Raw genomic sequence first — 13,860 nt, 5'->3', positions numbered from 1 at the left:
CCAATAATCTGCTTTTGTGTATTTCTCCCGCATATCTATAACCCCCGGCCCTAAACGTCGTCGCATTTATTCCATAAAGTTTTAAATTGCGGTTTGCTTATAGCGGCGAAATGCGAAACGATACCGCCCGGAAATTATCCCTGGCCGCTGAAGCCTGATGCGACAGCGCTGAACGATGTTCTTCTCACGGTAACTTCGCTCCGACTACCCGTTGCTGCCAACCCGATCGGCAGGGGATGATTTATTCTTTTAATAACGACAATAACGACCGGCAGCGGCCGGCAGGCAAACACAACCCGAGAAAAATTATTGAGGATTTATGGCACACAAAGAGAAACCGCAAGGGCTACACCGGGGCCTTGAGGCCCGGCACATCGAGCTTATCGCTCTGGGGGGCACCATCGGTGTCGGCCTGTTCATGGGTTCGGCAAGTACGCTGAAGTGGGCGGGGCCGTCGGTGCTGCTGGCTTACATTATCGCCGGGCTGTTCGTGTTCTTCATTATGCGCTCGATGGGGGAGATGTTATTCCTCGAGCCGGTTGCGGGCTCGTTTGCCGTTTATGCGCACAAGTACATGAATCCCTATTTCGGTTACCTGACCGCCTGGGGTTACTGGTTTATGTGGATTGCCGTCGGCATTTCGGAAATCACCGCCATCGGGGTATATGTCCAGTTCTGGTTCCCGGAAATACCGCAGTGGGTGCCGGCGCTGATCGCCGTGGCGATGGTGGCGCTGGCCAACCTCGCGGCGGTGCGCCTGTACGGTGAGCTGGAGTTCTGGTTCGCCATGATCAAAGTCACCACCATCATCGTGATGATTCTGGTGGGGCTGGGGGTGATCTTCTTCGGCTTTGGCAACGGCGGTGAACCGATCGGCTTTGCCAATTTGACGGCGCACGGCGGCTTCTTTGCCGGTGGCTGGAAAGGTTTCCTGTTCGCGCTGTGCATTGTGGTGGCGTCCTACCAGGGGGTTGAGCTGGTGGGCATCACCGCCGGTGAGGCCAAGAACCCGCAGGTCACGCTGAAGCGCGCGATCAACAATATCCTGTGGCGCATCCTGATCTTCTATGTTGGCGCGATCTTCGTCATCGTCACCATCTTCCCGTGGAACGGCATCGGCACCACCGGCAGCCCGTTTGTGCTGACCTTCGCCAAGATCGGCATTGTCGCCGCCGCCGGTATCATCAACTTCGTGGTGTTGACCGCTGCGCTCTCAGGCTGTAACAGCGGCATGTACAGCGGTGGCCGTATGCTGTATGCGCTGGCCAAGAATCGCCAACTGCCGGCGGCGCTGACCAAGCTTTCCGCCAGCGGCGTGCCGGTGAACTGCATCGCCGTCACCATTGGCTGCCTGTTGGTGGGCTCCGCGCTGAACTACATCATTCCTAATCCGGAGCAGGTGTTCGTCTATGTCTACAGCGCCAGCGTGCTGCCGGGTATGGTGCCGTGGTTCGTGGTGCTGATCAGCCAGCTCTATTTCCGCCGTGCCCATAAGGAAGCGATCAAAACCCACAGCTTTAAGTCGATCATGTTCCCGTATGTGAACTATCTGACTATCGCTTTTCTGGTTTGCGTGCTGGTCGGCATGGGAATTAACCCGGATACGCGGATTTCCCTGCTGGTTGGGGCGATTTTCTTAGCGGGCGTCAGCCTGTGCTACTTCGCTTTCGGTATGCACAAGAAACATCATCCGGCTGAAAATCGGGTGGAAAAGCGGCAGTAAACGGTGAAAAGGGGCTACGGAGAGCGCTTTTCTGCGCGGGAGTGAGCAAAGCGTAATCAAACGCAACATTTCTGCGAAAAAGCACTAGACAGAATTGGCGTAAATCCGTAGTATCCCCTCCCGCAACGGCGCTACGCGCCCGTAGCTCAGCTGGATAGAGCGCTGCCCTCCGGAGGCAGAGGTCTCAGGTTCGAATCCTGTCGGGCGCGCCATTAAGTTTGTGCGCAGGAGCTGCGGTGGTAACATCGTGAGTAAGAAGTAGTAATGGTGGCTATAGCTCAGTTGGTAGAGCCCTGGATTGTGATTCCAGTTGTCGTGGGTTCGAGTCCCATTAGCCACCCCACTTCCTAGGGAAGTGAAGATTTAGCAGTATTTTGTGACAGTGCGAAGGTGGCGGAATTGGTAGACGCGCTAGCTTCAGGTGTTAGTGTTCTTACGGACGTGAGGGTTCAAGTCCCTCTCTTCGCACCACGCAAAATATCTGATAAATATACGATTTATATGGACAACGGTCTGATAAATCGAGTAGTATGAGCAACACAAATCGGCGAGTAGCGCAGCTTGGTAGCGCAACTGGTTTGGGACCAGTGGGTCGGAGGTTCGAATCCTCTCTCGCCGACCACTTTCAAAAAGAACCGACGCAAGTCGGTTTTTTTACGCCTGCAGTTTAAGAGGATGAGCACCTCCGCAGGAGGTTCGAGCCTCGCGAAGTGAAGCGAACATCGACAAGCCCGTGCAGCACTGCGCGGGCTTTTGCGTATCTGGCGCTGGCATTTTCATGCGTTGGCGAGCGTGTTGGTTTTCAGCGACAGCGCTATCTGACATTGTCGTCAGTTTGAGACAAATAACGCATTGATTTTAAATAATAAAAATGGCTTTGGCTTAAGTCGTCGTTTTGCGGCGACATGTCCGGAACGGTAGCCGCAGGTGGCTATGGGCAGCGGCAAACAACAGGAAAAGCACGGTGATGATTAAAAACTTATATTTTTCAAGTTGTTGAAAAATATTTTGACGGTGGTGGTCATGAAATTGAAAGTTGGCACGCCAAGTGCAATATCTCTAGCGTAGATGCTCATTCCATTTCTTATGTTCGCCTTAGGCCTCATAAACCCTGGGAATGACGCAGAGCCGATTTAGGGTGCCTATCGCCCACGAGAACGATGACTAACCCGTCATCACGCTCAGGGCAGAACGTTGAGTGAGGCACCGCCCCTGTTGTCCTAGACCTGATTGCTTCTTATACACTTGCCACTGCGGCAAGTGTTTTTTTTTTGCGCTTCAGCCAGCCGGCGGGCAAAAAAAAAGCGCGGCCTCGAGGCCGCGCTTTTCTCAACCGGGCAAGGCGTTATTCGCCGCCGTTCTGTTTCAGCGTCAACATCAGCCCTTCACGCCGCATCTGCGCCGCCTCATCCGAGCGATGCAGTTTCTCCAGCGTATCGGCCAACCAGGCGTAATCGTAGGCGTCCGGGCGCTGTTTCAGCGCTTCACGGAAGGCGTCGGCCGCCTGCTGCCATTCGCCATGCTTCATCAGCAGCTGCCCCAGCGTACTGTTCAACAGCGGCGTTGCGCCGTGCTGTTTCATCTGCTGACGCAACGCTCTTTCCAGCTGCTCGGGGTTGCCGGACTTCAGCCGCGGCAACAACAGCACCAGGCGCTCGTCGTATTGGCGCTTCAGGCTGTCGAGCACAATCTCCTGCGCGAGTTGGTGATCGTTGCATTCGATCAGGTGTTCCACCATCGCGATTTGCAGCGGCACTTCGTGACGCGTCTTGCGGCTCTGATCTTTCCACCAGCGCTTCAGGCCTTCGCTGCCTTCGTCCGCCATTGCCTGATTCATCAGCCCGATGTAGGCCTGTTGCTGCAATGCCTGCAGTTGCTCCTCGCTGTGCAGTTCGATTTTACGCATCGACGGCAGCACTTCCAGCAGCGACGCGTAGGCGCCGGTGCGCAGATAGGCGTGTTCCGCCAGGCGCAGCACTTCCGGATGACGCGGTGCCTGGTTCAGCAGGCGATCGACGCCGTGGCGCGCGGCGTGATTCTCGCCCTGCGCCAGCTGGATGCGCACGCGAGTAATATCCACCGGCAGCTGATCGGTGTCGGCAGCTTCGGCGGCGCGCTCCAGATATTGGTTGGTGCGGAAGCCGTCGCCGCGTTGCTGCGCGGCCTCGGCAGCCAGCAGGTAGTTTACCACCGGCTGTTCGGCGTGGTCGGCGTTGCGCGTCAGCAGTTTCTCAACCTGCTTGTAGTCGCCTTCCGCCAGTTTGATCAGCGCGGCTTTGGTCTGCTGGCGCGCGCGGGTGCGCTTGCGGCCGATAAACCAACCGCGTGTGCGGGCGCCGGTACGGAAGATACGGCGCAGGATCCACTCGATCGCCAGCAGCAGCACGAACAGCAACACCAGCATAATCACCAGGCCGGTGACGCTGGTTTCAATATTGTAGTTGTCGGTCTGGATCAGCACATAGCCCTGATGCCCGGCCAGCATCGGCCCGAGCACCACGCTGGCGATCACCACCAGAAACAGAAATAGCACGCGTAACATGGCTTAACCCTCCTGGTGAGCGACAGGGGACTGGGTCATCAGGTTGCGCACCCGGGTCTGCATCACTTTTTCCAGCAGCGGCTGGCTTTTCAGCTGATCCGGCACGTCCATCGAGATCGACTGTTGGCTCAGGCTATCCAGTTCTTCAAGGAAGGCCTTGGTCGCCGGGTCGGTGGTGTCGAAATAGGCACGCACCCAAGTGGAGACGGTTTCCAGCGACTGCTTGTAGGTCTCGTTCTGGTGGCGCGGGATGGCCTGCGCGGCCACCAGCAGGCGCGAACGGATGTTCTCGCGCAGGTAGATATCCTGGTTCGGTGCCAGCAGCGGTTCGGCGCTGGTGTCGCGGCGGCGGATGGTGATGAAATCGGCCATGAAATTGCGCCAGCTCTTGGCCAGGTTCTGCCGCCATTCGCCGATCGAGCTGGAGAGCTCGCTGCTGTTTTGATCCATCGGCGCTTCATCGGTGTCGTTGTCCGCCAGACGCAGGTTATCCACCTGATTGGACAGCTGATTGACCTTGAGGATGATGCCGTCGTAATCGACCTGGGTCAGCGTAGAAAGCGTGCTGATGTCTTCGGTAATGGCGCGGCGCACGTCGAGCAGGCTCGGATCGTTCATGTCCGCCAGGCTGGCATCGGCGCTTTTCAGCAGCGCAGCGGCGCTGGTCACGTCCTGATCGCTCCACAGTTTGCGACCGGCCATTTTCACCAGGAAGTCGGCCTGCGCCAGCAGCCAGGTTTTGGCGTCGCTGCCGGAGATGATCGCCACTTTTTGCTGCAGTTCGCCAAGCTGGCGCGCCAGGTTCGCCTGTTCGCGATCGGCGGCGTCCAGGGTTTTACCCTGTTGTTGCAGCAGGCCTTCCAGCGCGTTTCTTTCCTGTTGTTGGCTCTGCTTCACGCCTTCGAGCTGTTGCTGCAGCGCCTGATTGGCGGCGATCAACTGTTGCGCCTGTTTATGCGTGTGGTAATAGCCGCCCGCGCCGAGGGCAATGACCAGCACGATGGCGATCGCGCCGAGCACCGGGCCGGTGTTTTTTCCTTTGCGGCTGGCAGCGGCTGGCTGCTGGGAGCTCTCAACCGCGGTGGCTGGCTCTTCAACCGGTGCGGATGGGGTATTTTGTTCCGTCATAGTGGCACATCCCATAGTCAGATTATTGTAGCGCGCGGATCAGCGCGTCATTATCGGCGTTGTCAGCTACCCGAATCGTACGCCAGCCCAAGTCCTGGGCGAGGGTAGCCAGGCGTTCGCTCACTACTACCAGGCGGCAACGCAGCAGCCATGAAGAACGATAGTAATCAGGAACTAAAGTATAGAGCTGTTGTAACATTTCACCGCTGGTCACCACCAGCGTATCCACGCCGGCACGCTGCCAGTGGGCGCTCTGCTCGCTGCCGTCGTAGTGCACCGGGCTGCGTTGATAGCATTCATAATAGCTGACGTCGGCGCCGCGCTCGCTCAGCGTCGACCCCAACAGTTCGCGGCCGCCGTTGCCGCGCAAAATCAGCGCGCGTTTGCCTGCCAGCTTTTGCAGCGCCGGCAGCAGCAGCAGCGTTTCGCTGATCTCGCGCTCGCGCGGGTATTCCACCGGCAAACTGCTGATGCGGTGCAGCGCCAGCCCGGTGGTGCGGCCGATGGCGTAATAGGTCGGGTTAACGGGCCAGGTCAGCCCGGCGCGGCCGATGACCGAATCGGCATAGCTCACCGCATGCTGCGACAGCACGAACACCAGATCGCCGGCGCGCAACTGCTGTAACGCCTGCGGCAGCTTCGGCAGATCGCCGCCGGGGGCGAAGTCGATCAGTGGTGCATGATAGGCAACCCGGCCGAGTGCGCGCAGCCGGCTCACCAACAGCTCTCCCGAAGGCGATGGGCGGGTTACCAGGATCGTCATGCCGGCGGATTTCCCTGATAAACCTCACGCAGGATCTCGCGCGCGCCGCGCGCCAGCAACTCTTCCGCCAACTCAACGCCCATCCGTTCGGCCTCGGCGGCCGGGCCGCGGCGTTCGCCGCGCACCATCTGGCTGCCGTCCGGGGCGCCGACCAGAGCGCGCAGCCACAGGCTGTCGCCATCCAGTTCGGCATAGCTGCCGATCGGTACCTGGCAACCGCCTTCCAGGCGGGTGTTCATCGCCCGCTCGGCGCGGACGCGGGTTTCGGTGGCGGCATGGTTCAGTGGCGTCAGCAGCGCGCGGGTGACGCTGTCGTCGAGGCGGCATTCAATGCCGACCGCACCCTGACCGACCGCCGGCAGGCACTCTTCGGCGCTCAGCGGGCTGCGGATACGTTGTTCCAGCCCCAGGCGCTTCAGGCCGGCCACTGCCAGAATAATCGCGTCGTAGTCGCCGTTGTCCAGCTTGGCCAGACGGGTGCCGACGTTGCCACGCAGGTCGCGCACGATAAGATCCGGGCGGCGTTCACGCAGCTGGCACTGGCGGCGCAGGCTGGAGGTGCCGACCACGCTGCCCTGCGGCAGTTGATCGAGCGAGGCGAAGCGGTTGGAAACAAAAGCGTCGCGCGGATCTTCGCGTTCGCAAATGGTGGTCAAACCCAGGCCGGCAGGGAAATCAACCGGCACGTCTTTCATCGAGTGCACGGCAATGTCGGCGCGGCCTTCCAGCAGCGCCAGTTCGAGTTCTTTAACAAACAGGCCCTTACCGCCGACTTTCGCCAACGGCGTATCCAGAATAACGTCGCCGCGCGTCACCATCGGCACCAACTCGACCTGCAGGCCGGGATGGCAGGCCATCAGACGTTGCTGCACATAATGTGCTTGCCAAAGCGCAAGCGGGCTTTGTCGGGTGGCAATTCGAATAATTTTGTCTAACATGCTTGTTACCGTTTTTATATTTCGCCATCCATCCTACCACTGAGAGCCAATACTGTCAGTGCAAGAAGCCGGAGGCGGAAAAAGGACAACGGAATCAAAGGGACGTGTGATGTGTTTTGGGGCAGTTAACACTGCGGGTAAATCGTTTAGGGAAGCGCTACAATAATTGTGAAGCGTTACCTCCTTTACGGTCAATCAGCAAGGTGTTAAATTGATCACGTTTCCAGCAATAAGTCGCCAAATATTCTTCTTACACTAACGGCGCTTATGGAATACGGGTTTTTTTCTAAACACCGGGATAATCAGGCGAGACGTCTTGTACCTCTACATCGAGACATTGAAGCAGAGACTGGATGCGATCAATCAGCTACGTGTCGATCGCGCCCTGGCGGCTATGAAGCCCGCGTTTCAACGGGTATACAGTCTGCTGCCTACCTTATTGCACCATCATCACCCGCTGATGCCGGGTTACCTGAACGGTAACGTTCCCCACGGCATTTGCCTCTACACGCCTGATGAAACCCAACAAGATTATCTGAACGATCTAGAAGACAAATGGGGCAGCCCGTTTGACAAACCGGCCATCGGCGAGCTGCCGATCACCGGTCTCTATTCGATGGGCAGCACCTCGTCTATCGGCCAAAGCTGCAGCTCGGATCTCGATATCTGGGTCTGCCACCAGTCCTGGCTGGACAACGAAGAACGCACCCGCCTGCAGCAAAAATGCAGCCTGCTTGAGAAGTGGGCCGCCTCGATGGGGGTGGAAGTCAGCTTCTTCCTGATCGACGAAAACCGCTTCCGCCATAATGAAAGCGGCAGCCTGGGCGGCGAAGACTGCGGTTCGACGCAGCACATCCTGTTGCTGGACGAATTTTACCGCACCGCGGTGCGCCTGGCCGGCAAACGCATCCTGTGGAACATGGTGCCGGGCGAAGAAGAAGCGCACTACGATGAATACGTGCTGTCGCTGTACGCGCAGGGCGCGCTGACGCCGAACGAGTGGCTGGATCTCGGCGGCCTGAGTTCGCTGTCGGCGGAAGAGTACTTCGGCGCCAGCCTGTGGCAGCTGTACAAGAGCATCGATTCGCCTTACAAGGCGGTGCTGAAGACCCTGCTGCTGGAAGCCTATTCCTGGGAATACCCCAATACCCAGCTGCTGGCGACGGACATCAAACACCGCCTGCATCAGGGCGAGATCGTCAGCTTCGGGCTCGATGCCTATTGCATGATGCTCGAGCGTGTGACCCGCTACCTGACCGACATCAACGACACCACCCGTCTCGATCTGGCCCGCCGCTGTTTCTACCTGAAAGTGTGCGAAAAGCTGTCGCTGGCCAAGGCTTGCGTCGGCTGGCGGCGCGAAATCCTCAGCCAATTAGTCAGCGAGTGGGGCTGGAGCGAAGAGCGTCTGGCTATGCTGGACAACCGCGCCAACTGGAAAATCGAGCGGGTACGCGAAGCGCATAACGAACTGCTCGACGCCATGATGCAGAGCTACCGTAACCTGATCCGTTTCGCCCGCCGCAACAACCTCAGCGTCAGCGCCAGCCCGCAGGATATCGGCGTACTGACCCGCAAACTGTACGCGGCGTTCGAAGCGCTGCCCGGCAAGGTGACGCTGGTGAACCCGCAGATTTCGCCGGACCTGTCGGAAAACGATTTAACCTTTATTCACGTGCCGGTTGGCCGCGCCAACCGTACCGGCTGGTACCTGTATAACCAGGCACCGGCCATGGATTCGATCGTCAGCCATCAGCCGCTGGAATATAACCGTTACCTGAACAAGCTGGTGGCCTGGGCCTACTTCAACGGCCTGCTGACGCCGCAGACTCGCCTGCACATCAAGAGCGGCAACCTGTGTGATACCGCCAAGCTGCAGGAGCTGGTGGCCGACGTTTCTCATCACTTCCCGCTGCGCCTGCCGGCGCCGACGCCGAAAGCGCTGTACAGTCCGTGCGAGATTCGCCATCTGGCGATCATCGTCAATCTGGAAAACGATCCGACCGCCGCCTTCCGCAATCAGGTGGTGCACTTCGATTTCCGCAAGCTGGACGTGTTCAGCTTCGGCCAGCAGCAGCAGTGCCTGGTGGGCAGCATCGATCTGCTGTACCGCAATTCCTGGAACGAAGTGCGCACCCTGCATTTCAGCGGCGAGCAGTCGGTACTGGAGGCGCTGAAGACCATTCTCGGCAAAATGCACCAGGACGCCGCGCCGCCGGAGTCGGTGGAAGTGTTCTGCTACAGCCAGCACCTGCGCGGCCTGATCCGCACCCGCATTCAGCAGCTGGTGTCGGAATGCATCGAGCTGCGCCTGTCCAGCACCCGCCTGGAACCCGGCCGCTTCAAGGCAGTGCGCGTTGCCGGGCAGACCTGGGGGCTGTTCTTCGAGCGCCTGAGCGTGTCGGTGCAAAAGTTGGAGAATGCGGTGGAGTTCTACGGCGCCATCTCCAACAACAAGTTACACGGCCTGTCTATCAAGGTGGAAACCGATCAGGTGCATCTGCCGCCGGTGGTGGACGGCTTCGCCAGCGAGGGGATCATCCAGTTCTTCTTCGAAGACACCTCGGACGACAAGGGCTTCAACATCTATATTCTGGACGAGTCGAATCGGGTGGAGGTGTATCACCACTGCGAGGGCAGTAAAGAGGAGCTGGTGCGCGACGTCAGCCGCTTCTATTCATCTTCGCACGATCGCTTCACCTACGGCTCCAGCTTCATCAACTTCAACCTGCCGCAGTTCTATCAGATCGTACAGCTCGACGGGCGCACACAGGTGATCCCGTTCCGCAGCAACGTGCTGTCCAGCCTGTGCGTGACGGTGGCCGACGGCGCTCCTCAGCCGCTGAAGCAGCAGTTCCAGCTGCATTGACGCTGCAAGGGCTCGGTGGCCGAGCCCTGTACTGCCTCAGGAAAAACGCAATTCCTCGCCGGCCTGCGCGCTGGCCGCTTCGCTGAGCAGCTGATAAAACGGCTGCCCACTGCGATCGCATAGCCAAACGCCGTCGCGGTAGTTGAAGTGGTAACCGCCGGCCTTGGTGGCGAGCCACACCTGGTGCAGCGGCTCCTGGCGGTTGATGACGATTTTGGTGCCGTTTTCGAAGCTCAGCGTCATCACGCCGCCATTGGTTTCGTAATCGATATCCGCATCGCCGTCAAAATCGTCCAGTGTCTCTTCAATATTCAGCATCAGCTGGTCGGCCAACTGATGAAACTCGCTGTCGTTCATATTCAATTCCTATTGCTTTTCATGATCCACCTGCGATTATAGAGACCTTGGACGCATGAATTACAGGCATTAATGCAAATGAAAAAACAACTACGCTATGCGCTGATGGCAGTTCTGCTTACCGGCCTCGCCGGCTGTGGTCTGAAGGGCCCGCTTTACTTCCCACCTGCCGACTCCGCCGGCCAAAAACCGGCCAAGCCGCCGGTGCAAACGGGCGATCAGGTGCAAAAGAACCAGCAGGAGCAGTCTGGCTCTCAGCAAAAACCGTCGATGGTCGACCAGTAACACCCTGTTTGCGGTGGCGAATGCCGCCGCAAAATCAAGACGGATAGCGCGTCCAGATAGCGGAGTATGATATGCAGTTCTCCAAAATGCACGGTCTGGGCAACGACTTTATGGTGGTCGATGCCGTTACACAGAATGTCTATTTTTCACCTGAGCTGATCCGCCGGCTGGCCGATCGGCACCTGGGCGTCGGCTTTGACCAGATGCTGGTGGTAGAACCGCCTTACGATCCCGAGCTGGATTTTCACTACCGGATTTTCAACGCCGACGGCAGCGAAGTGGCGCAGTGCGGCAACGGCGCGCGCTGTTTCGCGCGCTTTGTGCGGCTGAAAGGGTTGACCAACAAACGCGACATTCGCGTCAGCACCCAAACCGGGCGCATGGTGCTCAGCGTCACCGACGACGATCTGGTGTGCGTGAATATGGGCGAGCCGAATTTCGATCCGCAGGCGGTGCCGTTCCGCGCCGCCAGAGCCGAAAAGACCTACATCATGCGCGCGGCGGAACAGACCGTGTTGTGCGGCGTGGTGTCGATGGGCAACCCGCATTGTGTTTTGCAGGTGGATGATGTAAAAACCGCCAAGGTGGAGCTGCTCGGGCCGGTGCTGGAGGGGCATGAACGCTTCCCGGAACGGGCCAACATCGGCTTTATGCAGGTGGTCAGCCGCGATCACATCAAGCTGCGCGTTTATGAGCGCGGCGCCGGTGAAACGCAGGCCTGCGGCAGCGGCGCCTGTGCGGCGGTGGCGGTGGGGATCCAACAGGAGTTGCTGTCAGAAGAGGTACATGTAGAACTGCCGGGCGGCAGCCTGCATATTCGCTGGAAAGGGCCGGGCAACCCGCTGTTTATGACCGGCCCGGCAACCCATGTCTATGACGGATTTATTCATCTATGAAGAGCGTAGAAGAACAGAGCGTCGCCGGCCTGGCGCTGGATGACGACACCGTGATGCAGTACCTGCTGCAGAACCCGGATTTCTTTATGCGCAACGCGCGCCAGGTTGAACAGATGCGCGTGCCTCATCCAGTGCGCGGCACCGTTTCGCTGGTGGAGTGGCATCTGGCCCGCCAGCGCAATCACATCGAACGGCTGGAAGAAGAGATCACGCTGTTGATGGAGCAGGCCAGCGCCAACGAAGGGCTGTTCGCCAGGTTGCTGCATTTGCAGGCCGATCTGGCTACCGCCGATAACCTGCAGGATATGCTAAACCGGCTGCAACGCTGGGCGCGCGGCTTCGGTTTGGCCGGCGCCACGGTGCGCCTGTTCGCCGATCGCTGGAATATCGGCGCGCCTTCCGACTTCACCCACCTGGCGCTGACGCGTTCGGCGTTCGAGCCGTTCCGCATTCAGCGGCTGGGCAGCGAGCAACACTACCTGGGTGGCCTGAACGGCCCCGAACTGCTGTTGCTGCTGCCGCAGGCCAAACAGATCGGCCAGATTGGCTCGGTGGCGCTGTCGATGCTGGGCGACGACAACGAACTGGGCATGGTGATCTTCAGCAGCCGCGATACGCAACACTATCAGCAGGGCATGGGCACGGTGATGCTCAATCAACTGGCGCGTATGCTGCCGGAGCTGCTGGAACGCTGGATCGAACGCGCATGACGCCGATTGCGCCCAGCCTGCAGCAGCCGGTGGACGCTTTTCTGCGTTATTTGAAGGTGGAACGGCAGCTCAGCCCGCTGACGCAGCTCAGCTATTCACGCCAGCTGGCGGCGCTGATGCGTCTGGCGCAGGAGATCGGCGTCACCGAATGGACGGCACTGGACGCCGCCCGGGTGCGCATGCTGGCGGCGCGCAGCAAACGCGCCGGTCTGCAATCCTCCAGCCTGGCGCTGCGGCTCTCTTCGCTGCGCAGCTTCCTCGACTGGCTGGTGAGCCAGGGCGTGCTGCCCGCCAATCCCGCCAAAGGCATCCGCACGCCGCGCAGCGGCCGTCATCTGCCGAAGAACATCGACGTTGATGAAATGAACCAACTGCTGGAGATCGATCTCAACGATCCGCTGGCGGTGCGCGATCGCGCCATGCTGGAAGTGATGTACGGCGCCGGTTTGCGCCTCTCCGAGCTGGTGGGGCTGGACTGTCGTCATGTCGATATGGCGGCCGGCGAGGTGTGGGTGATGGGGAAAGGCAGTAAAGAGCGCAAATTGCCGATCGGGCGCACCGCCGTCACCTGGTTGGAGCATTGGCTGGCGATGCGCGAGCTGTTCGGGCCGGAGGACGACGCCATGTTTCTGTCCAATCAGGGGCGGCGCATCTCGACGCGTAACGTGCAAAAGCGCTTCGCCGAATGGGGCGTGAAGCAGGGCGTCAACAGCCATATCCATCCGCACAAGCTGCGCCACTCCTTTGCCACCCACATGCTGGAATCCAGCGGCGATCTGCGCGCGGTGCAGGAGCTGCTCGGTCACGCCAACCTGACCACTACGCAAATTTATACCCACCTCGACTTTCAACATCTGGCGAACGTGTACGATGCCGCGCATCCGCGCGCCAAACGGGGGAAATCCTGATGCATTTTTATCGCCCGCTGCGCCCGCTGGCGGCGCTGACTTTTGATCTGGACGACACGCTGTATGACAACCGTCCGGTGATCAGGCAGACCGAACAACAGTCGGTGGCCTTCCTGCAAAGCTATCATCCCGGCCTGAGCAGTTTCCAGTCGGCGGATTTTCACCGCCTGCGCCAGGAGCTGCGTGAGCAGGATCCGGAGATCTACCATGACGTCACCCAGTGGCGCTGGCGTGCCATTCATCTGGCGTTGAGCCAGCAGGGGTTGCGCGACGCCGAAGCCGCGATCGGGGCCGATGCGGCGATGCAAAACTTCGCGCTGTGGCGCAGCCGCATTGAGGTGCCGGAAGCAACCCATGCCACGCTGAAGGCGCTGGCCGCACGCTATCCGCTGGTGGCGATCACCAACGGCAACGCCGATCCGGCGCAGTGCGGCCTGGATGGTTACTTCCAGTTTGTGTTGCGCTCCGGGCCGGATGGGCGCGCCAAGCCGTATCAGGACATGTATCACTTGGCCGTCGAGCGCCTGGGCGTGGCGCCTGAACAGATCCTGCACGTGGGCGACGATCTGACCACCGATGTGGCCGGCGCGCTGCGCGCGGGGCTGCAGGCCTGTTGGATCAACGATCGGCAACGCGATTTGATGCAGGCCGCCGACAGCCGCCTGCTGCCGCATATTGAGATTTCGCAGTTGGCATCGCTGACAGCATTGTTATAATCCCTGCCAGAACTCTGTATAAATT

Annotated in this window: 12 protein-coding genes and 4 tRNA genes; 11 read left to right on the top strand and 5 right to left on the bottom strand. The window is 59.4% G+C overall.

What is annotated here, in order from left to right; all coding sequences use genetic code 11:
• Positions 1-319 precede the first annotated feature (319 nt).
• From thrP to BHU62_RS17860, 5 genes are all read left to right on the top strand, one after another.
• A complete protein-coding gene (gene thrP / locus BHU62_RS17880; RefSeq protein WP_073533193.1) occupies positions 320-1,723 on the top strand; it encodes a bifunctional threonine/serine APC transporter ThrP in 1,404 nt (467 codons plus the stop codon).
• A gap of 135 nt (positions 1,724-1,858) precedes the next feature.
• Positions 1,859-1,935: transfer RNA gene (locus BHU62_RS17875), tRNA-Arg, on the top strand.
• A 55-nt stretch (positions 1,936-1,990) separates the two neighbouring features.
• Positions 1,991-2,066 (top strand) — tRNA-His (locus BHU62_RS17870).
• A 41-nt stretch (positions 2,067-2,107) separates the two neighbouring features.
• A tRNA-Leu gene (locus BHU62_RS17865) sits at positions 2,108-2,194 on the top strand.
• 74 nt (positions 2,195-2,268) lie between these two features.
• Positions 2,269-2,345: transfer RNA gene (locus tag BHU62_RS17860), tRNA-Pro, on the top strand.
• A 723-nt stretch (positions 2,346-3,068) separates the two neighbouring features.
• Here the strand turns inward: BHU62_RS17860 and hemY are convergent.
• The 4 genes from hemY to hemC are packed head-to-tail and all read right to left on the bottom strand — an operon-like array spanning position 3,069 to position 7,094.
• Positions 3,069-4,265 carry a protoheme IX biogenesis protein HemY gene (gene hemY, locus BHU62_RS17855; protein WP_073533192.1) on the bottom strand — a complete coding sequence of 399 codons (1,197 nt, stop codon included), beginning with the start codon at positions 4,263-4,265 and terminating at the stop codon, positions 3,069-3,071.
• Positions 4,266-4,268: 3 nt separating this feature from the next.
• The gene (gene hemX, locus BHU62_RS17850) at positions 4,269-5,393 is read right to left on the bottom strand and encodes a uroporphyrinogen-III C-methyltransferase (RefSeq protein ID WP_073533191.1); all 1,125 of its coding nucleotides are present in this window, start codon (positions 5,391-5,393) and stop codon (positions 4,269-4,271) included.
• Between the two features lie 22 nt (positions 5,394-5,415).
• Positions 5,416-6,156, bottom strand: coding sequence for a uroporphyrinogen-III synthase (gene hemD, locus BHU62_RS17845; protein WP_073533190.1), 741 nt, complete (start codon positions 6,154-6,156; stop codon positions 5,416-5,418).
• Positions 6,153-7,094: a hydroxymethylbilane synthase gene (gene hemC / locus BHU62_RS17840; RefSeq protein WP_073533189.1), complete on the bottom strand. Its 942-nt coding sequence runs from the start codon at positions 7,092-7,094 to the stop codon at positions 6,153-6,155. Before hemC ends, hemD begins: the two co-directional genes overlap by 4 nt.
• Before the next feature lie 316 nt (positions 7,095-7,410).
• Here hemC and BHU62_RS17835 point away from each other — a divergent pair, with 316 nt between their 5' ends.
• Entirely contained in the window at positions 7,411-9,963 is a 2,553-nt protein-coding gene (locus BHU62_RS17835; RefSeq protein WP_073533188.1) for a class I adenylate cyclase, read from the top strand.
• Positions 9,964-9,999: 36 nt separating this feature from the next.
• Here the strand turns inward: BHU62_RS17835 and cyaY are convergent, their stop codons facing one another.
• The gene (gene cyaY / locus BHU62_RS17830) at positions 10,000-10,320 is read right to left on the bottom strand and encodes an iron donor protein CyaY (protein WP_015376263.1); all 321 of its coding nucleotides are present in this window, start codon (positions 10,318-10,320) and stop codon (positions 10,000-10,002) included.
• A 78-nt stretch (positions 10,321-10,398) separates the two neighbouring features.
• Between cyaY and lptM the strand changes: the two genes are divergently transcribed.
• The 5 genes from lptM to yigB all read left to right on the top strand — a co-directional run bounded on the left by lptM (position 10,399) and on the right by yigB (position 13,835).
• A complete protein-coding gene (lptM, locus tag BHU62_RS17825) occupies positions 10,399-10,605 on the top strand; it encodes an LPS translocon maturation chaperone LptM (RefSeq protein ID WP_048232385.1) in 207 nt (68 codons plus the stop codon).
• A gap of 71 nt (positions 10,606-10,676) precedes the next feature.
• Positions 10,677-11,501, top strand: coding sequence for a diaminopimelate epimerase (gene dapF / locus BHU62_RS17820; protein ID WP_073533187.1), 825 nt, complete (start codon positions 10,677-10,679; stop codon positions 11,499-11,501).
• A complete protein-coding gene (locus BHU62_RS17815; RefSeq protein WP_073533186.1) occupies positions 11,498-12,211 on the top strand; it encodes a DUF484 domain-containing protein in 714 nt (237 codons plus the stop codon). The genes dapF and BHU62_RS17815 overlap by 4 nt, the downstream gene beginning before the upstream one ends.
• Positions 12,208-13,119, top strand: a complete 912-nt coding sequence (gene xerC, locus BHU62_RS17810; RefSeq protein ID WP_073533185.1) for a tyrosine recombinase XerC — start codon at positions 12,208-12,210, stop codon at positions 13,117-13,119. Before BHU62_RS17815 ends, xerC begins: the two co-directional genes overlap by 4 nt.
• Entirely contained in the window at positions 13,119-13,835 is a 717-nt protein-coding gene (gene yigB / locus BHU62_RS17805) for a 5-amino-6-(5-phospho-D-ribitylamino)uracil phosphatase YigB (RefSeq protein WP_073533184.1), read from the top strand. Before xerC ends, yigB begins: the two co-directional genes overlap by 1 nt.
• Positions 13,836-13,860: the final 25 nt, after the last annotated feature.

The sequence above is a fragment of the Serratia marcescens genome, from assembly GCF_001902635.1.
Lineage (GTDB): Bacteria > Pseudomonadota > Gammaproteobacteria > Enterobacterales > Enterobacteriaceae > Serratia > Serratia marcescens_F.
This window is presented reverse-complemented; position numbering and strand designations above follow the sequence as displayed.

Excerpts from the sequence above, each read along its gene's own strand:
- hemC (WP_073533189.1), bottom strand. The coding sequence starts at position 7,094 with ATGTTAGACAAAATTATTCGAATTGCCACCCGACAAAGCCCGCTTGCG.
- thrP (WP_073533193.1), top strand. The coding sequence starts at position 320 with ATGGCACACAAAGAGAAACCGCAAGGGCTACACCGGGGCCTTGAGGCC.
- hemX (WP_073533191.1), bottom strand. The coding sequence starts at position 5,393 with ATGACGGAACAAAATACCCCATCCGCACCGGTTGAAGAGCCAGCCACC.
- lptM (WP_048232385.1), top strand. The coding sequence starts at position 10,399 with ATGAAAAAACAACTACGCTATGCGCTGATGGCAGTTCTGCTTACCGGC.
- xerC (WP_073533185.1), top strand. The coding sequence starts at position 12,208 with ATGACGCCGATTGCGCCCAGCCTGCAGCAGCCGGTGGACGCTTTTCTG.
- yigB (WP_073533184.1), top strand. The coding sequence starts at position 13,119 with ATGCATTTTTATCGCCCGCTGCGCCCGCTGGCGGCGCTGACTTTTGAT.
- BHU62_RS17815 (WP_073533186.1), top strand. The coding sequence starts at position 11,498 with ATGAAGAGCGTAGAAGAACAGAGCGTCGCCGGCCTGGCGCTGGATGAC.
- hemD (WP_073533190.1), bottom strand. The coding sequence starts at position 6,156 with ATGACGATCCTGGTAACCCGCCCATCGCCTTCGGGAGAGCTGTTGGTG.
- hemY (WP_073533192.1), bottom strand. The coding sequence starts at position 4,265 with ATGTTACGCGTGCTATTTCTGTTTCTGGTGGTGATCGCCAGCGTGGTG.
- cyaY (WP_015376263.1), bottom strand. The coding sequence starts at position 10,320 with ATGAACGACAGCGAGTTTCATCAGTTGGCCGACCAGCTGATGCTGAAT.
- dapF (WP_073533187.1), top strand. The coding sequence starts at position 10,677 with ATGCAGTTCTCCAAAATGCACGGTCTGGGCAACGACTTTATGGTGGTC.